This window comes from Nocardioides seonyuensis (assembly GCF_004683965.1).
Lineage (GTDB): Bacteria > Actinomycetota > Actinomycetes > Propionibacteriales > Nocardioidaceae > Nocardioides > Nocardioides seonyuensis.
This window is the reverse complement of record NZ_CP038436.1, coordinates 615,398-637,643: the sequence shown is the minus strand read 5'-3', so window position 1 is coordinate 637,643 and position 22,246 is coordinate 615,398. Positions and strand designations below refer to the sequence as shown.

The 22,246-nt window shown below is 70.7% G+C and carries 20 protein-coding genes; 6 read left to right on the top strand and 14 right to left on the bottom strand.

Annotated features, from left to right (window positions below; translation table 11 throughout):
• Positions 1 to 88 precede the first annotated feature (88 nt).
• Complete coding sequence (locus tag EXE58_RS03155) at positions 89 to 1,108, bottom strand: calcium-binding protein (protein ID WP_135266540.1); 1,020 nt, start codon at positions 1,106 to 1,108, stop codon at positions 89 to 91.
• 582 nt (positions 1,109 to 1,690) lie between these two features.
• On the opposite strand from EXE58_RS03155, the gene EXE58_RS03150 reads away from it, so the two are divergent.
• Complete coding sequence (locus EXE58_RS03150) at positions 1,691 to 2,686, top strand: DnaB-like helicase C-terminal domain-containing protein (RefSeq protein WP_167288653.1); 996 nt, start codon at positions 1,691 to 1,693, stop codon at positions 2,684 to 2,686.
• Positions 2,687 to 2,788: 102 nt separating this feature from the next.
• Here the strand turns inward: EXE58_RS03150 and EXE58_RS03145 are convergent, their stop codons facing one another.
• The 3 genes from EXE58_RS03145 to EXE58_RS03140 form a co-directional block, all read right to left on the bottom strand.
• Positions 2,789 to 3,523, bottom strand: coding sequence for a glutamine amidotransferase (locus tag EXE58_RS03145; RefSeq protein WP_135266538.1), 735 nt, complete (start codon positions 3,521 to 3,523; stop codon positions 2,789 to 2,791).
• Between the two features lie 2 nt (positions 3,524 to 3,525).
• Positions 3,526 to 3,651 (bottom strand): hypothetical protein, encoded by a 126-nt coding sequence (locus EXE58_RS20255; RefSeq protein ID WP_279638257.1) that lies wholly within the window; start codon positions 3,649 to 3,651, stop codon positions 3,526 to 3,528.
• Positions 3,652 to 3,789: 138 nt separating this feature from the next.
• The gene (locus EXE58_RS03140) at positions 3,790 to 5,124 is read right to left on the bottom strand and encodes an HNH endonuclease signature motif containing protein (RefSeq protein WP_167288651.1); all 1,335 of its coding nucleotides are present in this window, start codon (positions 5,122 to 5,124) and stop codon (positions 3,790 to 3,792) included.
• Positions 5,125 to 5,261: 137 nt separating this feature from the next.
• On the opposite strand from EXE58_RS03140, the gene EXE58_RS03135 reads away from it, so the two are divergent.
• Positions 5,262 to 5,513, top strand: a complete 252-nt coding sequence (locus EXE58_RS03135) for a hypothetical protein (protein WP_135266536.1) — start codon at positions 5,262 to 5,264, stop codon at positions 5,511 to 5,513.
• Between the two features lie 27 nt (positions 5,514 to 5,540).
• Here EXE58_RS03135 and EXE58_RS03130 read toward each other — a convergent pair whose 3' ends face one another.
• The 7 genes from EXE58_RS03130 to EXE58_RS03100 all read right to left on the bottom strand — a co-directional run bounded on the left by EXE58_RS03130 (position 5,541) and on the right by EXE58_RS03100 (position 13,193).
• Positions 5,541 to 6,617: an FUSC family protein gene (locus EXE58_RS03130; protein ID WP_135266535.1), complete on the bottom strand. Its 1,077-nt coding sequence runs from the start codon at positions 6,615 to 6,617 to the stop codon at positions 5,541 to 5,543.
• A gap of 33 nt (positions 6,618 to 6,650) precedes the next feature.
• Positions 6,651 to 8,123 carry a hypothetical protein gene (locus EXE58_RS03125; protein WP_135266534.1) on the bottom strand — a complete coding sequence of 491 codons (1,473 nt, stop codon included), beginning with the start codon at positions 8,121 to 8,123 and terminating at the stop codon, positions 6,651 to 6,653.
• Positions 8,120 to 10,498 carry a CHAT domain-containing protein gene (locus EXE58_RS03120; protein WP_135266533.1) on the bottom strand — a complete coding sequence of 793 codons (2,379 nt, stop codon included), beginning with the start codon at positions 10,496 to 10,498 and terminating at the stop codon, positions 8,120 to 8,122. Before EXE58_RS03120 ends, EXE58_RS03125 begins: the two co-directional genes overlap by 4 nt.
• 90 nt (positions 10,499 to 10,588) lie before the next feature.
• On the bottom strand, positions 10,589 to 10,825 hold the full coding sequence (locus tag EXE58_RS03115) for a DUF1059 domain-containing protein (protein ID WP_135266532.1): 237 nt from the start codon (positions 10,823 to 10,825) through the stop codon (positions 10,589 to 10,591).
• A gap of 66 nt (positions 10,826 to 10,891) precedes the next feature.
• The gene (locus EXE58_RS03110) at positions 10,892 to 11,728 is read right to left on the bottom strand and encodes a sigma-70 family RNA polymerase sigma factor (RefSeq protein WP_135266531.1); all 837 of its coding nucleotides are present in this window, start codon (positions 11,726 to 11,728) and stop codon (positions 10,892 to 10,894) included.
• Between the two features lie 77 nt (positions 11,729 to 11,805).
• On the bottom strand, positions 11,806 to 12,885 hold the full coding sequence (locus tag EXE58_RS03105) for a saccharopine dehydrogenase (protein WP_135266530.1): 1,080 nt from the start codon (positions 12,883 to 12,885) through the stop codon (positions 11,806 to 11,808).
• A 104-nt stretch (positions 12,886 to 12,989) separates the two neighbouring features.
• Positions 12,990 to 13,193: a cold-shock protein gene (locus EXE58_RS03100; protein ID WP_135266529.1), complete on the bottom strand. Its 204-nt coding sequence runs from the start codon at positions 13,191 to 13,193 to the stop codon at positions 12,990 to 12,992.
• Between the two features lie 278 nt (positions 13,194 to 13,471).
• Between EXE58_RS03100 and EXE58_RS03095 the strand changes: the two genes are divergently transcribed.
• The gene (locus EXE58_RS03095; RefSeq protein WP_135266528.1) at positions 13,472 to 14,044 is read left to right on the top strand and encodes a hypothetical protein; all 573 of its coding nucleotides are present in this window, start codon (positions 13,472 to 13,474) and stop codon (positions 14,042 to 14,044) included.
• On the opposite strand, the gene EXE58_RS03090 is transcribed toward EXE58_RS03095, so the two are convergent.
• The 3 genes from EXE58_RS03090 to EXE58_RS03080 all read right to left on the bottom strand — a co-directional run bounded on the left by EXE58_RS03090 (position 13,947) and on the right by EXE58_RS03080 (position 17,881).
• A complete protein-coding gene (locus EXE58_RS03090) occupies positions 13,947 to 14,879 on the bottom strand; it encodes a bile acid:sodium symporter family protein (protein WP_135266527.1) in 933 nt (310 codons plus the stop codon). The genes EXE58_RS03095 and EXE58_RS03090 overlap by 98 nt on opposite strands.
• Before the next feature lie 4 nt (positions 14,880 to 14,883).
• Positions 14,884 to 16,617 carry an acetolactate synthase gene (locus EXE58_RS03085; protein WP_135266526.1) on the bottom strand — a complete coding sequence of 578 codons (1,734 nt, stop codon included), beginning with the start codon at positions 16,615 to 16,617 and terminating at the stop codon, positions 14,884 to 14,886.
• 70 nt (positions 16,618 to 16,687) lie between these two features.
• Positions 16,688 to 17,881, bottom strand: coding sequence for a PucR family transcriptional regulator (locus EXE58_RS03080; RefSeq protein ID WP_135266525.1), 1,194 nt, complete (start codon positions 17,879 to 17,881; stop codon positions 16,688 to 16,690).
• 73 nt (positions 17,882 to 17,954) lie between these two features.
• Between EXE58_RS03080 and EXE58_RS03075 the strand changes: the two genes are divergently transcribed.
• The 3 genes from EXE58_RS03075 to EXE58_RS03065 all read left to right on the top strand — a co-directional run bounded on the left by EXE58_RS03075 (position 17,955) and on the right by EXE58_RS03065 (position 22,240).
• A complete protein-coding gene (locus tag EXE58_RS03075; RefSeq protein WP_135266524.1) occupies positions 17,955 to 19,919 on the top strand; it encodes a thioredoxin domain-containing protein in 1,965 nt (654 codons plus the stop codon).
• A gap of 152 nt (positions 19,920 to 20,071) precedes the next feature.
• Positions 20,072 to 21,286 carry an extracellular catalytic domain type 1 short-chain-length polyhydroxyalkanoate depolymerase gene (locus EXE58_RS03070; protein ID WP_135266523.1) on the top strand — a complete coding sequence of 405 codons (1,215 nt, stop codon included), beginning with the start codon at positions 20,072 to 20,074 and terminating at the stop codon, positions 21,284 to 21,286.
• Positions 21,287 to 21,325: 39 nt separating this feature from the next.
• Positions 21,326 to 22,240, top strand: a complete 915-nt coding sequence (locus EXE58_RS03065; protein WP_208544110.1) for a DUF1353 domain-containing protein — start codon at positions 21,326 to 21,328, stop codon at positions 22,238 to 22,240.
• Positions 22,241 to 22,246: the final 6 nt, after the last annotated feature.

Here is a 22,246-nt window from a genome sequence, read left to right as displayed (position 1 = left end):
GAACATCCGCTCATGCCGAGATCTGGTCGAGAGGATCGCGCTCATGATGCGTCGTTCTCACCTGTCGGCGTGCGGCGCTCCTAGGCCGTCATCGTTCGCACCGGCGTTCCCGCTCAGCCCTGCAGCGGTCCCGCCCCCGTCCGCTCAGCCACCGTCCGCCGTCCGCCGTGTCCCTGCCACGGTTGCCCAACAGGATGTCCGAACCGTACGAACCGGAGAGGTCGTCGTTGCCACTGCCGCCGCGCAGGAGGTCATCCTTGAGGCCACCGTGGATTTCGTCGTTGCCCGAGTTTCCGATCAGTCGGTTGCGTCCGTACAGACCTTTTATGTAATCGTCGCCCGATCCGCCTCGCATGGTGGCCTCCGCGGCCCACAGGTCACACACGGGTTGACGGTTCCCTAATGAGGCCCCGCGGAGGTAGTCGTCTCCGCCCTTGCCGATGATCTGCACGTCGCACCCGTAGGCGGACAGGGAGTTCTCTTTGGCGTTCCCACGCACGATTGCTCGTGGTGCGGATGCGTCAGCACGGCTGAATCCCGCGATGTGGGCCGCAAGGATGCCGCCCACCAGGACGGTTCCCTTCAAGTCGATCTCCACGTCGTGTGCGGCGCTGCGGACTCTGAGGTGGGAACCGGTGTAGGTGCCGGGCTGGCCCGCTGGAGTTGCGGTGACCTCGACGATCACAACGTCCGCACCCGAAACGCTGTCATCGAAGCCCTCCGCACGCACCTCGTCGTGATTGGGACCACCGATGTAGCGGTCGAGCCCAGACCCCAGATCAGCACGGTTCCCAAGCACGGACGTCGTGCTTGACCCCGACGCGTCCACCACGTCATCACCCTCGCCCGCCTCCACATACACGTCCTCAGGCGAGCCTGAGGAGATGCACACCAGGTCGTTCCCAGCGACAGCGTAGGTGAACTGAGAGGTGCCGGTGACGATGACGTCATCACCCGGCGTGCCCTGAATGTCCGGGCCAGTGCCGACGATCGTGGCCGGCCGGCCTTGGCAGGTCTGAGCAGTGGCCGAAGCCGCCGACGACGGTGCGCTCAGCAGCGCCCCCGCAACAAGCGCGGTGACAACAAGTGTGGTCGAACGCTGAAGCACGGTTCCCCCTTGGGTGAGCGCTGTCGCCTGATGATGGTGGGCAGCGTGTCGGTGACGGTACGTCGCATGCGACGGTCCTTGCTAAGACGCGCCGACCTCATGATTAGTTGTTGTCGGCATTCGCGGGTTGCGAGAGTCGGGCGGCTGTCTCGACCGTCCCGCACACCCCGCTACGAACATCCGCATCTGCCGCAATCCGCGTGAGCTCATCGCCGCAGGTCCGGATCAGTGTGAGCCCTTGAGTGGTCAACTCGGACCAGAGTTCTGCGGTCACCGCAAGCGAGTTCCTGGCCGGTCTCACGGCACATGTCGTGTGGGGGGGCACCGCGGTGCGACGGACCATCCCGTGTCGTCGTCAGGCACCGCGAGAAGGACGGCTGGGTGAACCCTGCGGGGTCAGACGACGGAGCGGTCCTTCGGGCCGAACAACCGGCCTCTATCTGGCGCCACCAACGAGCTCACGCTCCCACACAGACTTCTTGAGGATCGAACTCTTCGGGAGCGCAGTAGCTGATGATCGATTCACGCGTTTCCCCTCGCGAAGGGCGGCGGCCGTGTTGAAGTTCGGTGGTGGACCCGAAGTTGACCCTCGCGAGTGACGTGCTCGAGCGCGTCGACCGACGTTTGCTCGACCCCGACTCCGCCGCGCCGCTGTGGCCGACCGGGTTCCCACTGCTCGATGAGGCGCTCGACGGCGGGCTCCGCGCCGGCACGCTCAACCTGCTGGCCGGCGCCCAGGGCGAGGGCAAGACGACCTTGGTGCTGCAGATGGCTCGCAGCTCGGCACGTTCGGGACGACCGGTCGTCTTCGTGTCCTTCGAGCTCGAGGCCGAGACATTGTTGCAGAAGTGCATCTCCGCCGAGGCCGCCGAGACAACCGAGGTTTCGAGTCTCTCGACGCCTCTCACCGTGCGGCAGGTGCGGGCCGCGTTCGAGGCGTCAGACACCGTTGCGGGCGGCCTGCCCGAGCGTCTTGGCGAGCACATCGGTGGCATCGACGCGCTGACCGCCGTGAGTCGCTACGCCGGCTTGCTGTACATCTACCGTTCCACAGCGACCCAGACGACGCTCGACGTGATCGCGGGGGCTGTGAAGGACGTGCTGGTCGAGCACGGCGTCGCCCCCCTCGTGGTCATCGACTACCTGCAGAAGGTCTGTACGCCCGACCACAGGGGCGAGGAGGAGAAGGTCACGCGTATTACCGAGGGGTTGAAGGACCTCAGCATCGAGTTCGAGTGCCCAGTGCTTGCAATCTCCGCCTCCGACCGCGCCGGCCTCGAGCCGGGCACCAGGATGCGGGCCCGCAACATGCGCGGATCCACCGCTCTCGCCTACGAGGCCGACGTCGTGATGATCATGAGCAACAAGGCCGACGTGGTCGCGCGCCATCACCTCATGTATGGCGCCAACAATGGTGAGCACTTCAAGGACTGGTCCGTGGTGACCATCGAGAAGAACCGCTCTGGCTACAGCGGCGGCGAGGTGGAGTTCCGCAAGCACCTCGAGTGTGGACGCTTCGACGCCAATGGCCAGGCCGTCTCCGAGAAGCTGGTCGACGAACGGGTCTACACCGAGTAGGCACTCCCCACGCTTTCGCGCTCTCGAGCCGCCGCGGCCGGCATCGACGAAATGAGTACGTCGACGCGATCGGTCATGGCTTCCTTCCCATGGGTCCTGGGGTCAGGCACGGGCGTAGAGCTCGACGAACCGGGCGAGCAGCCGGACGGGCTCGGTCACCTGCGCCTCGCGAGCTGCCGTCTTGAGCGATTCCTGCTCGTGGAGCTCGTAGTAGCCGTGGGCGCTGTAGGCGTCGACCCTGTCGCACAGGGCGGCGGCGTCCAGCTCGGGGTGGAACTGAGTCGCGTAGACGTTGCGACCGAGGCGGAACGCGTGGACCGGGCATGTGTCGGTGGATGCCAGGAGCACCGCGCCCTCGGGCAGCTGGGACACCGCCTCCTTGTGCCCGAGGTAGGCGTTGAACACCTCGGGCAGCTCGCCGAAGAGCGGGTCCGCCAGACCGTCGGCGCTCAGCCGGACCGGGAGGGCGCCGATGGCTTCGCCGTACGTCCGGTCGACGACTCCGCCGGCCCGCGTGCCGAGCACGCCGATCCCGTAGCAAGCCCCGAGGAAGGGAGTGTCGGTCGCGACGACGCGCTCGGCGAGGTCGTGCAGCTCGGCCTCCACGCGGCGCTGGACCGACGACTTGAGCTCCTGGGGGTCGGACATGTTGAAGGGCCCGCCGCCGAGGATGACCCCGGACCAGTCGTCAAGGTCGATGTCGCCGAGCGGGCCGGCCTCGAGCCGGACACGCACCAGCTCGTCAGGGCGCAGGCCGGTCCCCGCGAGCATGGCGTCGTACTCCTGTTCGGCGACGAGGTCCTCAGCCCGGGTGCCGAGAAAGAGGAAGGGACGCATGCTCAGCCTTCGACGTGGACGCCGCGGTCGATGCCGTCCTGGAAGCGCGCGAGCTGCATGTGCTTGGCGTCTACCCAGCACAGCGCGTTCCACCACTCGTCCTCGCGTGGTGCTGGCTTCGCAGTCATGACGCCGAGTCTGCCGCACGACGCGACCCGAGCGACCTTCGTGACGTCGTACCTGCCTAGCAAGGACCGCGTGCGGCGCGGCAGGGCGTGCCCCATTCCGTCCGAGTGGGCGCGGTGAAAGCCGAATCCGCGTTCGGCCTACGTCCGTCTGTGGAAGCTCACCTTGTTGTCGGGGCTGATCCGGGTGTCGTAGCGGGCGTCGTGGGCTCGTCTGTGGTGGTGGGGGCAGAGCAGGCGCCCGGTGTCGACGTTGGTGGGGCCCTGGTCGGCTGACCATTCGAGGTCGTGGTGCGCGTGGCAGGCATCCGGTGGCATGTCGCAGCCCTCGGCGGTGCAGCCCTTGTCACGGACGGTCAGTGCGATGCGCTGGTACCTGGTGTGGAACCTCTTGGAGCGGCCGACGTCCAGCGGCATCGACTTTCCGCCCAGCACCAGCGGGATGATCCCGGCCTCGCAGGCCAGCCGTCGGGCGGTGGAGGCGCTGATCCGGTCGCCGTTGCCCAACGTCGCGACGCCGAGGCCGGTGTGGAGGGCCTTGAGGTCGAGGGTGACCACGACGGTGGCGTTCACGCCCGCGGATTGGGGGAGCTGGCCGGTCGGGTAGCGCTCGATGAACTCGCCGAACGCCTGCCCGAGTCGCTGTGGAGTCGGACGCCATTCACCGGTCTTGGAGTCCTTCAGGTCGTCGTGGTCGTGGCGGGCGGGGTTGGCGATCGCGTGCAACGCGAGCTTGAGTGCGGCGCCCTGGTGGGTGGGGAGGGCGAAACGGCCCCAGGTCTTGCCGTGGCCGTCGTCGTGGAGCTTCAGGAACGCGGTCGCGGCAGCGTTCTGCGCCTCCTTCTCGAGGAGCTGCTGCTCCAACGCCTCACCCACCTCGGGTGCGACGACGTCGAGGATGCGCTTGCCGACCCGGCGCAGCATCTTGGCGTCGTGGTCGGCTGCGATCTTCAAGAGGTGGTCACGCGCCTGGGCACGCACGGACGCGTCGATGTGGCGCACCTGCCCGTCAAGGGTCTCGACCTCGTCAGGGATCGCTTCGACCGCAACCACGATCACCTGCGCCTGGTCCACCCGCAGGTCACCTGCGGCCAGAGCCTCGCCGACCGGACCATGCACCTCGGACTCGAATGACTTCCCGAGTCGCACCAGCCGTGCGGCCTCGCCGCGGGTGAGCCGCGTGCGGCGTGCCCACCACTGATGGGTGTGGCGTGCCCCGATCTCATCACCCAAGCGGCGCCGGTCGGCCTCGGCTGAGACCCGGCAAGCCTGCGCGGTCACCCGGCCGACAGCCGAGGTGGCCGTCTCCAGCACCCGTGTCACGTCCGGGTCAGACAGCGCGCCCAGCGAAAGCGAGCCGAGCTCGTCCAGCGCCTCGCCCACCCGCGCCAACACCCCAGCCACGTGCGGCGAAGCGACCAGCTCGGTGCCCGGCGCACGCCACCCGTGCTGCGGGTCGCTGGCGGAGATGCTCACCTGGAGGGTCCTTTCAGGATGTAGCGATGCTTCGAATCCATGTTCGATTCTAGTGCGGACCACCGACATCGCACTCGGCCCGGCCACCGCGTCGTACCGCCGTGTCCGCAGCCCCGACGACCTGAGAGAATGGACCCATGCTGGAACTGCTGGTCGTCACGCTGGGCTCCATCGACCTGGGCGCGCTGCCCCTGGCCGACGGGGTCCCCGACGACACCGAGGTGAAGGCGGGGCCGCTCGGTGCCGCCGTGTTCGTCTTCCTGATCCTGGCCGTGGTGGTGATCGGCTTCAGCCTCGTGCGTCAGCTCCGCAAGGCGCAGTCGGCCAAGGACGCCGGCCTCTACGGCGACGAGCCGGTCGAGCGGACCGAGGACCCCGAGAAGGGCTGACCATCGGGTCAGCGGCGCCTCCGACGCTCAGTCCGGCTGGGTGGGGAGAGGAGCGCGCCCGGCGTACTTGGTCTCCGCGACCACGTCCATCGCGTCGATGATGTTGCGGAGGTTGATGATCAAGGCGCCGTAGATCGGCCACTCCTCGGAGCGCTCGGTCGTGCGGAGGTCCTCGTTGAAGTCGACGAGGCGCGCTCGGACGTCCAGGTGGGCGCGCGGGTCGGCCGAGCTCGCCGCCAGCCCCGCGTCGCGGAGCATCTCGGTCCATGGCCGGCCGAAGGCCTCGCCCCAGACCTGCATGTGGTCCTCCTGGCTCCCGAGCGTGCGCACCAGGCTGTGTGTCTCGGCGACCGCCTGCTCCAGCCGGCGCAGCGTGGCGTGCCACTGGTCCGGCTCGCGGACGAGCCTGGCCGAGCGCCTGGGGTTGAGGCGCGCGCTCTCCTCGACCTGGCGCACGTTGGCCCAGGCGCGGCCGATGTCGACGAGGATGTCGCGTGCGCGCTCACCCCAGGCGTCGACGTCCTTGGACGCGCGGCCTTCGACGATCCCCTCGGAGATGTCGACGAGGAGCTGGCCGAGGTCGGCGTCCAACCGCTCCATCGCGGCCTCGGCGGTACGACGACGGAGCGGCGGCCAGACGAGGAGGTTCACGACCAGGCCCACGGCGATGCCGATCCCGGTGTCGAGCAGGCGGGAGATGAGCAGCGTGTCGTCGTGGTAGCCCGTGGTGAGCACGATCATCGAGGTGGTCGCGACGGTGAGCGCCTCGGCGCCGTACCACCTGAACCGACCGACGAGCAGCGCCACGGTCAGCAGCAGCGCGAGGGCGGCAGTGTTCAGGCCGAGCAGCTGGCCGACGCCGGCGGCGAGCAGCACCGCGGTCACCGTCGCGACGATCTGCTGGAGACCGCGTGAGAAGGTCCGGTAGACCGTCGCGTGCACGACCAGCAGCGCTGACCACGGAGCCAGGAACGGTTGCGGCAGGTCGAGCACGACCGCGGCGATGACCCAGGCGATGACGCCTGCCAGCACCGTCTTGGCCACCTGGATCAGGTCGTTCCACCACACCGGGTCGTGGACCCGGTCCATCACCTTGTCCCTCATCCCTCCGACACTACGGCCGAGGGTGCGTCGGGCTCACCGGTCGGGTGCGGGCGATGCCAGCGCAGAGACGGTGACCGCCTGCCACATCAGGTGGGCGATCTCGTCGTGGGCGATGTCGCTGTGCGCCCCGGACGGACCACCGCCCGCGGAGATCACCCGGCTGGCCTCGATGTTGAAGACCTCGCCCGGGGTGAAGCCGTAGTCCTCCGTCGCGGCCAGCACCACGGTGTCGTGGCCCGCCGTGCCCTGGATCCCCCAGGCGCCGATGCCTCCGAACTTGGGGAGGTCGTCGCCCAGCAGCACGTCGTCGGCGACCCTCGCGCCGAGCGGGTAGAGCCTGCCGACGGCGGTGTCGTGCTCGGACCGAGTCGTGACGATGGGACCCGTGACGAGGCCGCTGTCCCGGATGGCCCGGAAGTACCCCGACGAGCCCGGGGCGAACGGCACGTCGTCGGCGTAGGACCACAGCGACATCGCGCCCTGGACCAGGAAGAGCGAGCTCACCGGCCTCGGCAGGGGAGACGCGAGCGAGCCGTCGTCGGCCACCGGACCCGCGACAGCCGCCGAGACGACGATGCAGCCGAAGCTGTGCCCCATCAGGTGGACCCGGGCCGAGGGCGCCTCCCGCTGGATCGCCGCGAGGAAGTCGTGCATGCCGGACTCGCCGACGACCCTGGCGCGGCGCTTCATCGTCCAGAACGACAGCTGGCGCACCGGCATGAGGAGGGCCTGGCGAGCCTTGGCGGCGAGGTCGGCGAGCCCGTCGAACGGCCCGAGGAGGAGGTCGGGAGCCGGCTCGGCCGCCGGAGCATCTCCCGCCCACTGCTCGATCGTGAGGCGGGGGTCGAAGACGTCGTTGTCGGCACCCGGTGCTGCGGTGGCGCCGTCGCTGGCAACCAAGGTGTGCTCGTAGAGCGTCGCGTAGGACTCCGCCAGGTCGTCCGGGAGGTCACCCTCGGCCACCCGCTCCGCGACCTCGGGCTCGTCGGCGGCGGCGACGATGCGCGCCAGCGCGGTGCGTACGGCGTCCCGGTCGGCCGCGTCCGAGTCGGCCGCCGTCAACCGCGTGACGTAGGCGTCGATCAGCGCGCCGGCATCCATCCGGGCCTCGTCCGCGAACTCGTCGGCTCCCTCCGACTCCGGTGCCTCCGCAGGCGAGTCCCCGAGCAGCACCGCTGGCGCCTTCTCGTCGCCGAAGGGAAGGCTCGGCCAGTGCAGCCCGACGAGCAACGCCTTGAAGTCGGGCACCACGGCACGGATGCGGTCGCGGTCGGCCTGCTGTCGGACCATGACGCCGATCCACGTGTCGTACTGGCGGATGGCGGCCGGCACGTCGCCCTTCCACCCGTGACTGAGCAGGAAGACGTCGGTGACGCCGTCCTTCGCGGCAGTGAGCACGCCGGCCGACGTCCGCGAGCCGTCGCCGTCGGGCAGCTCGGTGCCGTCCTCGTCGTACCGCACGAGGTGGTAGTCGATGCTGGTCCCGGGGACCTGGTGGGTGGTCATGGCCGGGCCAGGGCGGGATCGACGCGGGTGTCGGCGTCGCAGTGGACGGCGTAGAGGAGGCCGAGCGGGTTGCGGTGCTGCTCGAGGAAGGCCCGGCGCGACTCGTGGACGCTGTCGCCGACGCTCTGCCCGTCGAGCAGCCGGTCGAAGAACGCCTCGGCGAAGCGCACGGCGAACAGGGCCGGCGTGCGGCACTCGGTGCCGATGACGCCCCGGGCGCCCTTGGCCATGAAGTACGGCACGAACCCGGCGTAGAAGAGCGGCGAGAGGTCACCGGACTCGCATGCGTTGATGAAGACCAGGGGGTGGCTCTCGAGTTGGACCGTCTGCGGCGCGTCGAGGTTGAGGTCGGAGAGGGTCACCTCGTCGTGGCGACCCATCTGGATGACCGCGCCGTCGGGGTTGCCGTCCTTGCCCTTGCTCGTGGCGTGGCAGTAGAAGTACTGGATCTGGTCGGCCGTCGCCGCGTCCCCGAGTGCCGCCACCACCGACGCGCGGGTGCTCCGCTGCAGGAGGCTCATGGTGCGCCGCTGGTCACGCAGGTCGGTCCAGTGCTTGAGGTGGTCGGCGACCAGGGTGACGCCGAACTGCGCGTCGATGTCGCGGTTGGCGTTGACCCCGACCGACAGGATCGGGCTGCTGAGGATGCGCTGGTCGGGCACCGACAGCGACATCTGGAACGGGATCTGCTCGATGACGTGCCTGGCGCCCAGGAACCGGTCCCAGCTCAGCTCGGAGCCCTCCGCGACCGGGCCGAGGTAGAGCAGGGCCCAGGGGACCGGCACGTCGTGGGCGACGACCTGGACGGTGAGGCGCACCTTGTCGTCGGTCGCCTGCTGACGCAGCCACTCGCCGACGCGCGTCACGTCGGCGCCGGCTCCCGGGTGGTTGAACAGCTGCTGGAACAGCCGGGCCCCAGCGCGGGCGAGGCTGTGCAGCGCCTTCGTCGCCATGTCCTCGGGGATGGTGATCTCGGACGCGAACGGCTTGCGTCCCTGGGCATCCACGCTGAGGACCACGTCGAGCATCGCCTGCTGGACGGCACCGGTCGCCAGCTCGAGCTCCTCGCGGGTGATGGGCAGGCGCACCCGGGAGGAGATGCTGCCGACGGACGTGCACGTGTAGCCGCCACCTGGTGCCGGCTCGAGGATGAGCGTGATGTCACGCGGCTCCAGCGTGGCCGCGGAGTCTGGTGGCCGCCCGGTGCTGGTCATCGAGACGTCGGTGTCGGTGGGGTCCTCGACGGGCATGTCCAGCTGGAGCTGGCTCACGAAGTTGCCGTCGAGGTGGACGGTGCCGGTGAGTGAGCACGTCCCGGCGTGGAGGGGTACGACGTCGAAGTCGACGGGGTCGCTGGGCCCGGTCCGGGGCAGCGTCAGCTGCTGGCTCGTCGGGCTGCGAACCTCGAAGTCCTCGGTGTCGACCTGAACGGTCAGGGCGAAGGACTCGGCGGTCGGGTCGCTGTCGAGCAGCGCCTCCTCACCCTCGAAGTCGGCGACAGCGGTGGCACCGTGCAGCTCGCCGGTGACGCTGATGCCGAGGTGGTACTCCTGGCCCACGCGGTAGGCCTCTCCCTCCGCGCGCCCCGTCACGTCGGCCCGCCACTTCCGCTCGACCCCGCCCTCGTGTGCGGACTCCTGCGGCACGGTTGGGGGTGCCTCCTCCAGCCCGTCGGTGGCGCCGGTCCCGTCACCCGGCTCGGCTCCCGCCCCTGCTTCAGCCTCGGTCTCGGGCTCGGCCCCTGCCTCGGCCTCGCCGAGCAGGATCTCGGGGGCGGGAACAGCTCCTGCGTCGGACTCTCTCCGCTCGGACATCCTCCAGCGAAGCCGCTCCCACGCGTCTCCGAGGCCTCCGAGCCCACCGCGCCCGGCGCCCCGTGGTGCCGGTGCGGGTGCAGGCGGTGCAGCCGGTGCGGCGGGAGCGGGCGGCGGCGGCGCGGACTCGGCCGGCGGCGGCGGCACGGACTCGGCCGGTGGTGGCGGTGCCATGGGCATGCCCATCACTCGCGGCCCGAGCTCCTCGACCATCTCGCGGAACGCCTCTTCCACCGGCTCCTGGTCGGGGAAGCCCTGCTGCAGCCAGTCGGCGTACCGACGGGACAGGGCGCCCATGTCGGCCGGGTCGGGCTGGCTGCCGGTGGCCACGATGACGCGTCTGAGGTCGGTGATCAGCTGTGCCTCGGTGGGCCCGTCGGCCGAGGAGGGGAGCGCGGCGCTCAGTCGTGAGACGAGCTCCCTCGCGTGGGCGGCCGGAAGCGATCGCAGGCCGGTGAGCTCCACGCCTGCCAGTGGTCCGGGCCAGCGCCGCTCGACCTCGTTCGCGACCTTCGCGGCCCGTGACCGTGGTGACTCTGCTGCCGCCTGCGCTGTGGGCATGCGCCCCCCTCGAGAAAGCGTCCTGCTAGGCATGCTCGACCCGGGCCACTGGCGCGTCAACCGCGATGCCCCCGGTCTAGAGCAGCCGGGTCAGCTCTCGGGCAGCGCCGCGAAGGCCTTCTTGGTGTCGTTGTACCAACCCAGCGACCGCTTGGGGTGGCGCCAGCGGGACTTCATGGCGTCGCGAGCCTCCTGGTGGGTCGTGTCGCCCGCCTTCTCCGCCTCCTTGAGGTGACGGTCCTGGAGCTTGATGACCTCGTCGGCGTCCTTGCCCTGGTGCGCGAGGTCGCAAGGTCCGCCGAGGTCGCGGCAGGTCATGGTCTTCATGGTCTTCTCCTGTGGTTGAGGGGTGTGTGTCCTGTTGACGATCGGGACAGGTCAGGTGTGACCGGCTCAGTCACGTCGGCGGTCGCCGTCACGTCGTACGACGCGTGACAGCACCTCGGGCGCGGCGCGGAACGTGATGGCACGCACGACTCCGTCCCGGACGGTGAAGTCGAAGACGACCCTGGCCTCGCCCCGGTGGAACCAGGCGCTGCTGGGCCGTTCGCCGACGAAGACCGGCAGCGCCGCCTGGGCGCTTCCGTTGAAGAAGGTGGCGACCTGCTCGCGGCCCTCGATCGACCGGGGGGTGCCGGCGAGGATCGCGGCGTCGTCGGCCGTCACCGTGGCGTCCGGCGCCAGCATGCGGATCAGCTGGGCGAACTCGCCGTTCCTCGCGGCGGCCATGAACGCGTCGACCACCTGCCAGTCGGCGAGGCGGTCCTCGGGTCTCGGCTGGGACACCTTGGCCCTGGCCCGCGAGGCGAGCTTGCGCGCTGCGACCGGGCTGGTGTCGAGGACGGCCGCGATCGTCGGGAAGTCGAAGCCGAAGCTGTCGTGGAGCACGAACGCCACCCGCTCGCGTGGGGACAGCTGGTCGAGCACGACCTGGAGCGCGAGGCCCACGGTGTCGGCGAGCGTCACGTCGTCCGCGGGGTCAGCCGTGCTCTCCCCGGTGTCCACGTCATCGGACGGAACGGGTGTGCGCGATCGCAGCCGGTCCAGGCACAACCGCGTCGTCACGGTCGTCAGCCAGGCCGGCAGGTTGTCGATCTCCGCCTCGGTGCCGTGCAGTCGCAGCCACGCCTGCTGTACGACGTCCTCGGCCTCGGCGTGGTCTCCGAGCACCCGGCTCGCCAGGCCCACGAGCCTGGCGCGCTCTGCCTCGAACCCCTCGGTCTGGTCCATGTCGTCACCCTTCCACTTCGCACTGTCACCTCCATGTCGTGTGCGGCAGCAGATGTGTGACCGACACGGCCCGCGAGCTAGGAGCCGTCCCGTGAGTCAGGCCGCGCCATCGCTTCGTCGAAGGCACGCCCGGCCGCTCGCCACGGCCCCGACCCGCCCTCCTCGGCCAACCCGAGCAGGTGTGGGACCAGGTCCGTGCTGAAGCCCTCGCTGGCCTCCCGCGGGAGCAGGGAGGGGAGGTTGTCGATGGCGATGACGTCCAGGGCCGCGCTGGCGTGCTCGGGGTCGCCGTCGTGCAGGCGACGGACCGGCTCCTGCCAGGTGGTGATCTCCGTGTTTACCGGGAGCATGTTGGTGGGGCCGGTGACGTCGCAGGTCACATCGGCGAGGACGCTCAGCCGGCGCTCGTGGTCGAGGTCGGCCTGCTCCACGAACGGAGTGGTCGGGGTGGGGGTGAAGACGCAGTTCACCAGCATGTCGTGGCCGAGCAGCACCTGCTTGTGCAGGTCGATCGTCTCCTGGCGGTCCCACCGGGTGATCGGCAGACCGGCGGTCATGAGTGCTCGTTGGGCGCCGCGACCGGACCGCCCTCGCGCTCCTGTGACCAGCGCCAGCAGCTGGTCGGCCCCGGCCTGTCCGGCCTTCTCCAGCTCGGTGTCGAGGTCGTGCTTGGCCATCGGCACGAGCGGTGCCACGAGCCGGTCGGCCAGGTGCAGCACGCCGAGGGCGGCACCCACGTAGCCCGCCCAGTAGCCGAACGCGACCACCCGCTTGCCCTGCTCGTCGGTGAGGTACTCGATGTCGAGCAGCCGACCTTCGCCGCGTCGGAACCGCTTGAGGGTGTCTTGCGCGCCCTCCTGCCCCTTGAAGGCGTGGGCGAAGAAGATGTGCCGGTGGCGCAGCGAGTCGGGCGCGTCGGGCAGTTCCTTGATCCCGAGGACGTAGGCATCGTCGGGCGCGTCCGTCCAGGTGCCCTCGTCCACGACGAACGCCCCGGCCGCGGCGTACTCGTCGCTGCTGAAGATGCGCTGGGGCGACTCCTCGACGGTGACCTCGAACCCTGCGTCCAGCAGCAGCGGGACATCGGCGGGGACGACCGGAGCACGCTGCTCGGTGCTGCGGGACTCGGACCGGATCCAGACGTGGACGGGCTGCATGCGGCAAAGGATGCCACCAGCGGTCAGCGCGCCAGCCCGAGGACCGGCCCGAAATGCACCACGGGCCCCGACCGCAGCAGCGGTCGGGGCCCGTGAAGAAGACGTCAGGCGATGCGGACGTTCTCGGCCTGGGGACCCTTGGGGCCCGAGGCGAGGTCGAACTCGACCTTCTGGTTCTCGTCGAGCGACTTGTAGCCGTTGGTCTGGATCGCGGAGTAGTGGACGAACACGTCCTCACCGCCGCCGTCCTGAGCGATGAAGCCGAAGCCCTTGTCGGCGTTGAACCACTTGACAGTTCCCTGAGCCATGAGTTTTTTCCTTTGTTTCCGTGCCGGGGCACTGTGCCCCGTGCTGCTGAAGACACCCACCTGTGCTGATGTCCAGCGAACCGAAAACCAGGAGTAAGAGATACAAGCCGCAACTCGAGTGCGGCCAGGACGGCGGTCAAGCCATCCCTTCAACAAGGTCAACGGTACGGCATGGGCGCAAGGTTCGGCCACTCGCCGTGACCTGGGTGACCTCAGACCCTGTTCGCGGAGCTCCCGGAGTGGTGGACTGGGTGCTCCGCCGACCGCGAGGAGATGTGATGAGGAAGTCCCAGAAGGCCAAGGCGCTGGGCGTCGCGCTCTCGGCGGTGCTAGTCCTGCCGATGGCCGCGTCCTCGCTGCCGGCGACGGCTGCCGTCGCCCCCCCGACGGACCACGTCTGGTACGACGAGCCCGAGACCACACCACCCGCGCTCGACATCGTCTCCGTACGCCGCGTCGCGGCGGCGGAGCCCGGCAGGCGCATGCGGGTGGTCATCCGCTTCGCCGAGCGGATCGAGGCGGGAGACAGCCTGGAGGTGCACTTCAGCACCGACCGGGACCCTGACCCCGAGGTCTGGTACGCCGGCATGGCCTCGTCCGAGTACGAGGTCTACGACGTCGACCACTGGCGCGACAATGACGACCCGATCGGTGCCATGTGCAGCGGCCGCATGCGATTCGCACTGGGGGAGCAGCGGGGCCTGGTGACGTTCGACCCGCAGTGCCTCGACGACCGGGTCCGCGCCGTCCGGGTCAACGTGCAGACGTTCTTCTACTCGGCTCCGCATGGCCGCGAGTTCGCCCCGGCACGGCGCGCCTGGCTTCCTCGGACCGCGGCCTACGCCGGGTGATGGCGAACCCGAAGCTGGTGGCCAGCACGTACATGAGGACCGAGTAGACCGCTGCCGGGACCGCCACCTCGGTGCTCTTCATGACACCCAGCGCCACGGTGAGGGCGATGGTCGTGTTGTGGATGCCCACCTCCATCGAGGTGGCCACGGCCTGTGCCTGGCTGAGTCGCAGCAGCCTGGCGCCGACGTAGCCCAGGTTGAGACTGACCAGGCAGAAGATCCCGGTGAGCAGCCCGACCTGTTGCAGGTAGTCGGCCAGGTTCTCCCGCTCGCCCAGGAGCGCCCCGGCAGCCACCAGGACCAGCACAAGGACCGAGAAGATCCTCACCGGCCGGTCCGCGCGGACTGCGAACGCGCGTCGGCGGTTGCGCACCACCATCCCGACGCCGACGGGAACCAGGACGATGGCGACCACCTGGACCACCTTGCCCGTCTGCAGGCCCACCTCACCGGTGGCGTCGAACCAGGCGATGGCGGCGTTGGTGATCAGCGGAAGCGTGACGGCCGCGAGCACGGAGTTGATGGCGGTCAGGGTGACGTTGAGGGCGACATCCCCCCGGAACAGGTGGCTGAACAGGTTGGCCGTGGTCCCACCTGGTGACGCGGCCAGCAGCATCACACCGACGGCGAGGAGCGGGTCGACGTCGAAGGTGACAACCAGCGCGAAGGCCACTGCGGGCAGGACCAGGACCTGCAGGACCAGGGCGACCACGACGGCGCGGGGCGAGCGCGCCACCTGCCGGAAGTCGGCCGTGGTGAGGGACAGGCCCAGGCCGAACATGATGACAGCCAGGGCGAGGGGCAGCCCGACGGAGATGAGCGCGGAGTCGGCCATCGGCTCAGATGCCGAACGTGTTGCGCGGGTAGGGCTGATCGACGTCGGTGATCACGTTGACCAGGTAGGGCACGCCGGCGTCGAACGCACGGTCGAGCGCTGGCCCGATGTGCGCGGGATCGGTGACGGTCTCCCCACCACCGCCCAGGGTCCTGACGATGTCGTCGTACCTGGTCTGGGGAGCCAGGTCCGCGGCGACGTCGTAGCCGTAGAGCATCTGCATCGGCTGCTTCTCGAGCCCCCAGGCCGAGTTGTTGCCGACGACCATCACCACGGGCAGGTCGTGCCGCACCAGCGTGTCGACGTCCATCAACGACATCCCCGCCGCGCCGTCGCCGAGCAGCAGCACCACCTGGGACGACGGCCGGGCGAGGCGGGCTGCGATCGCGGAGCCGAGTCCGGCGCCCAGGCATCCGAACGGGCCGGGATCCAGCCAGCCACCGGGCTTCTTCGGCTCGAGGTACTTGCCTGCGAACGAGACGAAGTCCCCACCGTCACCGATGACCACGGCGTCGTCGGCGAGCCTGGGCACCAGCTCGCCGTAGATCCGCGCCGGGTGGATCGGGTCGGTCTCTGCCCTGAGCACGGTGCTGTCGCGTTGGACGGCCGCGGCCACGTGGATCTGGAGGTCCTCGATCCATCCCGACCAGTCGGGCTTGCGGCGCTGGCGCTCGAGCGCGGCCCGGAGGCCGTCGAGCACCAGGGTGAGGTCGCCGTGCGCGCTGCCCGCCAGGGGGGCATGCCGGGAGAGCTGGGCTTCGGTGTCGGCGAGGTGGACGACCTTCGCCGTGGCTGCCTCTCCCTTCACGCCGAAGACGCCGTACCCGAGCCGGAAGTCGAGGGGAGTGCCGACGACGATCGCGAGGTCGCACCTCCCCAGCGCCGAGCTGCGCGCCTTGGTGACCAGCAAGGGGTGACCGCTCGGCACGACCCCTCGGCCCATCCCGTTGGTGATCGCCGGGAGGCCCACCTCCTCGACGAAGCGCAGGGCGGCCTCCTCGGCGCCGTCGGCCCACACGTCGGTGCCCAGGATGAGGACGGGCCGCTGCGCCTCGGAGAGGAGGGCGGCGACGGAGTCGAGGGCCTCCGGGTCGGGCTCGGTCCGCTGGCGAGCGGTGGGCGCGGGTCGGTCGAGGGTGGCTCGCTCGAAGAACTGGTCCATCGGCACGTCGAGGAACACGGGGCCGCGGTGTGGCGCGGCGGCGACCCGGAAGGCCTCGTCGACCTTGTCGACGATGTCGTCGGCGTTGTGGACGGTGGCGGCCATCTTGGTGATCGGAGCGAGGAACGGTGGGTGGTCGAACTCCTGGAGCGCCCCTGACCCCCAGCGCCCCGCTGGCGCGCGGCCGCCGATGACCACCAGGGGAGAGCCGGAGAACTGGGCCTGCGCGATGGCGCTGGACCCGTTGGTCACCCCGGGCCCCGCGGTCAGCACGGCGAGACCGGGGGAGCGGGTCAGCTTGCCGACCGCCTCGGCGGCGAACACGGCCGTCTGCTCGTGGCGCACGTCGAGGATCCGCATCGTCGGGTCGGCGTTGACGGCACCGTCGTACATCGGGAACACGTGGGCGCCCGACAGGGTGAACATCGTGTCCACACCGTGCAGGGCGGCCACGGCCACCGCGTGGTCGCCGGCGTGCCCGTCGGTCGGCCCGTCACCGGATGGGGCGGTCGGCTCGACGGACGGGTGTGTCGTGGCCTCGGAGAGGGGACCGGTGGTGCTCGGAGTCTGCGTCATGGCTCGACGCTAGGTCGCTCCGGAGGCTGGTGGGATGCCTCGACCGTCACAAGGTTGGTGCCGTGTCTTGTCACCCCGGTGACAAGACACGCCACCTCAGGGCCGACTCCAGCCGGTACCGCTCGTCCGAATCCTCCAAGGCGGGACCGAACAAGGCCTTGAGCTGGCGGACGCGGTAGCGGATGGTCTGCGGGTGCGCGTGCATGGCCTCCGCGGTCGCCACGACGCGTCCCTGCTCCCTGAGCCAGGTCAGCAGGGTCGCCTCGAGGGTCCGTCGGTGCCCCGGCTCGACCTGGAGCAGCGGGGCCAGGGCGCTGGTGGCGAACTCATCGGCCAGCCCCTCCTCCCAGCCGAGGATCAGCGTCAGCAGGTGGTCGGCGCACACCACCAGGTCCGTGTCGGGAAGCACGCCGGCGTGGAGGAGCCGCAGTCCTCGGGCCGCCTGGCGGTGGGACTCCTGGGCATGGACGAGGGGGACGGTGACCCCCACTGCTGCGCGGCGTCCCTTCACAGCGCGGCGCACGCGCGTCAGGCGACCGGCCGAGTCGGCGCGGGGGACGACCACGACGGCTACGTCCTCCAAGGTGGCGCCGATGCTGTCCGCGCTCACCATGCGCGCCAGCTGGTCGGCGTCAGCGCCCTCGACGACCAGCACGCCGACGCGCTCGGGGACCGGCCACCGGGCCGCCTCGGCCGCAGTCCTGACCCGCGTCTCGTCGACCGGGTTGGAGCCGACCAGGGCCGAGACGAGGCCCCGACGGGTCATCCCCAGGTCCAGCGAGGCCCGCGTCTGCTCCTCGAGGTAGCCCTCCGCGGCCGCCGCGGAGAGCTCGTCGAGGAAGGGGAGCAGTGCACCCGCCAGGACGTGGAGGTGCCGGGGCTCCATGGACGAGTCCTCACCGAGCTCGACGAGCACCGACCACATCGCCTGTGTGCCGGCCACCAACGTCGACCGCAGGGCGTCGATGAACCTGCCGTCGCGGAACTCCTCGCGGCCGAGCTGGCGAAAGACCTCCCTCACCGGCCCCAGCTCGTGCCCGGGGTCGGCGACCAGGGCGACGAACGCCTCGACCGCGGCACGCGTCCCCGCCTGGATCCCGCGTCCTGCGGCACCGTCGAGCGGTCGGCCCTGCCGCTGCGACGACGCGTGCGCCGCGTCGACGACGCGCTCGAGCAGGGTGGCCTGCACGTCCTGCAGCCGGTGTGGCACCGTGGGCGGGAGGACGCGGAGGAGACTCGGCAGATCGGCTCTGGGCGCGGTCACGTCCACCATCCTTCGCGAAGCCAACGGTGCCGGGCGACCAGTGTGGCACCTCCCCCGGAAGAGGAGCGTGCAGATGGCCAACCGACTCGCCGCCGCCACGTCGCCGTACCTCCTGCAGCACCAGGACAACCCGGTCGACTGGTGGGAGTGGGGCCAGGACGCCTTCGAGGAGGCTCGCCGCCGAAACGTGCCGGTCCTGCTGAGCGTCGGCTACGCCGCCTGCCACTGGTGCCACGTGATGGCGCACGAGTCGTTCGAGGACCAGGCGACGGCCGCCTACCTCAACGAGCACTTCGTCGCCGTGAAGGTCGACCGCGAGGAGCGCCCCGACGTCGACGCGGTCTACATGCAGGCCACCACCGCCATGACCGGTCACGGGGGCTGGCCGATGACCTGCGTGCTCGACCACGACGGCAGCCCGTTCTTCGCCGGCACCTACTTCCCCGACGAGCCGCGGCACGGCCAGCCGTCGTTCCGTCAGGTCCTCGAGGCGCTGGTCGACGCGTGGCACAACCGAGGTGACGACGTACGACGCGTGGCCGACAACCTGCGCGACCACCTGCGCCGCGAGGCGGCGATGACCGCGGGTCCGGTCGACCGGGAGGTGCTCGACAAGGCGGTCACCACCCTGCACCGGGAGTACGACGCGCAGCGTGGCGGCTTCGGCGGCGCACCGAAGTTCCCGCCCTCGATGGTGCTGGAGTTCCTCGTGCGCCACGGCTCGCCCGACGCGCTCACCATGGTCGACCACACGCTCGACGCCATGTCGCGCGGCGGCATCCACGACCAGCTCGGCGGGGGCTTCGCGCGCTACAGCGTCGACGCCGACTGGGTCGTGCCCCACTTCGAGAAGATGCTCTACGACAACGCGCTCCTGCTGCGCGTCTGCGCCGACCGTCGCACCCCTGTGGCCGCCTGGGCCGGCGAGGGGATCGCCGACTTCCTGCTACGCGAGCTGCGCACGCCCGAAGGTGGCTTCGCCTCCGCCCTCGACGCCGACAGCGAGGGGGAGGAAGGACGCTTCTACGTCTGGACGCCCGCCCAGCTCGTCGACGTCCTGGGCGAGGCCGACGGCAGGTGGGCCGCCGAGCTCTTCTCCGTGACCGAGGCCGGCACCTTCGAGCACGGCGCCTCGACCCTCCAGCTCCGCGAGGACCCCGACGACCTCGACCGCTGGCGCGACGTGAAGGCAAGGCTGCTCGCGGCCCGCGAGCAGCGCGTCCGCCCCGAGCGAGACGACAAGGTGGTCGCTGCATGGAACGGCCTGGCCGTCAGCGGCCTGGCCCGCCTGGGCCTGTGGCTCGACGAGCAGGAGTACGTCGACGCCGCTGCCCAGGCCGCCGACCTCCTGCTGCGCGTCCACGTGGTCGACGGTCGCCTCCGGCGGGTCTCCCGCGACGGCGCCGTGGGTGCTCCGGCCGGTGTGCTGGAGGACTACGGCTGCGTCGCCGCCGGGCTCCTCGACCTGGTGCAGGCCACCGGGGAAGCGCGCTGGCTCGACGCCGCGACCGGGCTGCTCGACACCGCGCTGGCCCACTTCGTGGCGGATGGCGGCGGCTTCTTCGACACTGCCGACGACGCCGAGGCGCTCGTCGTACGCCCCCGCGACCCCTCCGACAACGCGGCTCCCTCAGGCCTCTCGGCGACGCTCCACGCGCTGGTGACCTCGTCGGCGCTCACGGGCGACGACGGTCATCGCGATGCCGCCGAGCGCGCGCTCGCGTCGGTCCACCCGCTGGTCACCCAGGCGCCGCGCTTCGCCGGCTGGTCGCTGGCGGCGGCTGCGTCGATGCTCGAGGGCCCACGCGAGATCGCCGTCGTCGGCCCGTCGGGCAGCCCCCGCGACGCCCTCGCCGACGCCGCCCGGCGCGACCCCAACGCCGTGGTGGTCGTCGCCGACGGCCCGGACGACCGGATCCCGCTGCTGGCAGGTCGCGTGCCCGTCGACGGCCAGCCGGCGGCCTACGTCTGCCGCCACCACGTCTGCGCCGCCCCCGTCACCGACCCCGCCGACCTGGCCGGCGCCCCTCCCGGATAGCTCGCTGCGAGAAGCCGGCGTGTGGCCGGAGGACATCGGCGCGCCCGCCGGTGTGGAGGCAAGCGCCATTGTGACGGCGTGGCCGAGCCAGCACGGTCGAGACGATGTGACCGGCGTCACTCGGGTGCCGGTCGTCGCTCGAGGAGTCCTTCATGCACGTCCGCACCAGGCTCATCCGTTCTCGAAGCACCCAGTCCGTCCTCGCGACGTGGCTCGTCGCGGTGGCACTGCTCGTGCCGACCGGCGGTGCCCAGGCAGCGTCCGGCCCGCTCGACCAGGTCACCGGGTTCGGCAGCAACCCCGGCATCCTGACGATGCACGCCTTCGTCCCCGACGACCTGCCGGACGATGCGCCGCTGGTCGTGGCCCTGCACGGGTGCACGCAGAGCGCGTCGGCCTACCACTCCCACTCCGGCTGGTCAGAGCTCGCCGACGAGCACGGCTTTGCCATGGTCTACCCGCAGACGAGCTCGGCCAACAACGCCAACTCGTGCTTCAACTGGTTCGAGCCCGGGGACACCGCCCGTGGGCAGGGCGAGGCTCTCTCGATCCGGCAGATGGTCGCGCACGCTGTGTCGTCGTACGGGCTCGACTCCGACCGTGTGTTCATCACCGGGCTGTCGGCGGGTGGGGCGATGACCGCGACGATGCTGGCGACCTATCCCGACGTCTTCGCGGGCGGCTCGGTGGTGGCCGGCATCGCGCACGGGTGCGCCACGTCCGTGTCGCAGGCGTTCACCTGCATGTACGCGCCGCCCGACCGGACGCCCGACGCCTGGGGTGACCTCGTCAGTGCCGCCCACCCGGGTTACGGCGGCCCACGCCCGGTCGTGTCCATCTGGCACGGCACCGCCGACACCACGGTGCGTCCCGCGATGGCCCAGGAGACCCGCGACCAGTTCACCGACGTGGCAGGCGTGGGTGAGCAGCCCACCGCCACCGAGCGGCTGTCCGGCGGTACGACGTTGACCGAGTACGGCGGCGGGGCCGTGCGCATGTACCTCGTCGACGGCATGCGTCACGGGACGCCGGTCGATCCGGGTGCGGGATGCGGCCGCGAGGGGGACTACTTCCTCGACAGCATCTGCTCGGCCGGGTACGACGCGGCCTCGTTCGGCATCGCGGACGGGACCGGTGGTGACCCGGAGCCCGAGCCGGAGCCGGAGCCGGAGCCCGAGCCGGAGCCGGAGCCGGAGCCGACGTGCGTCACGACGAGCAACTACGCCCACGTGGACGAGGGGCGCGCCTACGTCGCCGGTGGCTACGCGTACGCCAAGGGTTCCGGTGACCCGATGGGTCTCTGGAACGTCTGGCAGACGACGTCGTTGCTGCGCACCGGGCCGGACCACTGGGAGGTCGGCTGCTAGCCGGGCGTGGGTGTCAGCCGCCGGTGGGAGAGTGGCCGCATGAAGGCTCGGGACCTCACCACGCACGTGCCGCAGCAGCCGCGGCGGTTCTACGACGGCGGCACCCTGCCCGCCGACGGGCGCCCCGGGTCGCCGCCCGACCCCGGCAGCGACCCGCGCATCGTCCTCGAACGCGAGACCAGCGAGGATGTCGAGCGCTGGCGCATGGGACGCCGGCTCGCCTACCTCGACCGCCACCTCGGCGAGATCCTGGTGCCGGCCGACGCCGGCTTCCGCACCGACCTGACCTCGGTCCCCTCGCTGTTCACCTGGCTGGTGCCCAGGACCGGGGCCCACCTGCCTGCGGCCCTGCTGCACGACGCGCTGGTCGCCGGGCCCGACGAGGCGTCGTACGACATCCCGGGCGGCGCGGCGGTCGACCGGGTCGAGGCTGACCGGATCTTCCGCGACGCGATGGCCGACACCGGGACGGGTGTGGTCCGGCGCTGGCTCGTCTGGACCGCGGTCACGACCGCCACGATCTTCGTGGGGCGCGAGGTGCCGTGGACACGGGTGCAGACGTGGGGCTACCGAGCGGCGGCGGCCGTGACGATCGTCGTGGTCCTCGTCCTCGGCGGGGTCGCGACCGCCGACCTGCTCGACCTCTCGTGGGCGCCGACCCTGCCGTGGATGGGTGACCGACCGTGGGTGGGTGAGCTGGCCGGTGGCCTGGCCGGGGCGATCGTCGTCCCGCTGGCGCTCAGCCTGCTGTGGGGGCGATTCCGTCTAGCCGGGGCGATCGCCGGGGTGGTGCTGGCGGTGCTCCTCCACGTCACGGTCGCCCTCGCGGTCATGACTGCGGTCTACCGCGGCGTCGAGCACCTCGCGACCCGGTCGCCCCTGGTCGCGTGGGTGGTGTGTGCGGTCGCGGTCGCGACCGCCCTGGGCGCCTTCGGCTGGCTCAGCCTGGCGTGAGCGCAG

What these genes read in the sequence shown, in the direction of transcription:
- EXE58_RS03085 (WP_135266526.1), bottom strand. Translation starts at nt 16,617, where the DNA reads ATGACGCAGACTCCGAGCACCACCGGTCCCCTCTCCGAGGCCACGACA.
- EXE58_RS03075 (WP_135266524.1), top strand. Translation starts at nt 17,955, where the DNA reads ATGGCCAACCGACTCGCCGCCGCCACGTCGCCGTACCTCCTGCAGCAC.
- EXE58_RS03130 (WP_135266535.1), bottom strand. Translation starts at nt 6,617, where the DNA reads ATGAGGGACAAGGTGATGGACCGGGTCCACGACCCGGTGTGGTGGAAC.
- EXE58_RS03090 (WP_135266527.1), bottom strand. Translation starts at nt 14,879, where the DNA reads ATGGCCGACTCCGCGCTCATCTCCGTCGGGCTGCCCCTCGCCCTGGCT.
- EXE58_RS03145 (WP_135266538.1), bottom strand. Translation starts at nt 3,523, where the DNA reads ATGCGTCCCTTCCTCTTTCTCGGCACCCGGGCTGAGGACCTCGTCGCC.
- EXE58_RS03115 (WP_135266532.1), bottom strand. Translation starts at nt 10,825, where the DNA reads ATGAAGACCATGACCTGCCGCGACCTCGGCGGACCTTGCGACCTCGCG.
- EXE58_RS03095 (WP_135266528.1), top strand. Translation starts at nt 13,472, where the DNA reads ATGAGGAAGTCCCAGAAGGCCAAGGCGCTGGGCGTCGCGCTCTCGGCG.
- EXE58_RS03110 (WP_135266531.1), bottom strand. Translation starts at nt 11,728, where the DNA reads ATGGACCAGACCGAGGGGTTCGAGGCAGAGCGCGCCAGGCTCGTGGGC.
- EXE58_RS03105 (WP_135266530.1), bottom strand. Translation starts at nt 12,885, where the DNA reads ATGCAGCCCGTCCACGTCTGGATCCGGTCCGAGTCCCGCAGCACCGAG.
- EXE58_RS03135 (WP_135266536.1), top strand. Translation starts at nt 5,262, where the DNA reads ATGCTGGAACTGCTGGTCGTCACGCTGGGCTCCATCGACCTGGGCGCG.
- EXE58_RS20255 (WP_279638257.1), bottom strand. Translation starts at nt 3,651, where the DNA reads ATGACTGCGAAGCCAGCACCACGCGAGGACGAGTGGTGGAACGCGCTG.
- EXE58_RS03120 (WP_135266533.1), bottom strand. Translation starts at nt 10,498, where the DNA reads ATGCCCACAGCGCAGGCGGCAGCAGAGTCACCACGGTCACGGGCCGCG.
- EXE58_RS03100 (WP_135266529.1), bottom strand. Translation starts at nt 13,193, where the DNA reads ATGGCTCAGGGAACTGTCAAGTGGTTCAACGCCGACAAGGGCTTCGGC.
- EXE58_RS03070 (WP_135266523.1), top strand. Translation starts at nt 20,072, where the DNA reads ATGCACGTCCGCACCAGGCTCATCCGTTCTCGAAGCACCCAGTCCGTC.
- EXE58_RS03125 (WP_135266534.1), bottom strand. Translation starts at nt 8,123, where the DNA reads ATGACCACCCACCAGGTCCCCGGGACCAGCATCGACTACCACCTCGTG.
- EXE58_RS03065 (WP_208544110.1), top strand. Translation starts at nt 21,326, where the DNA reads ATGAAGGCTCGGGACCTCACCACGCACGTGCCGCAGCAGCCGCGGCGG.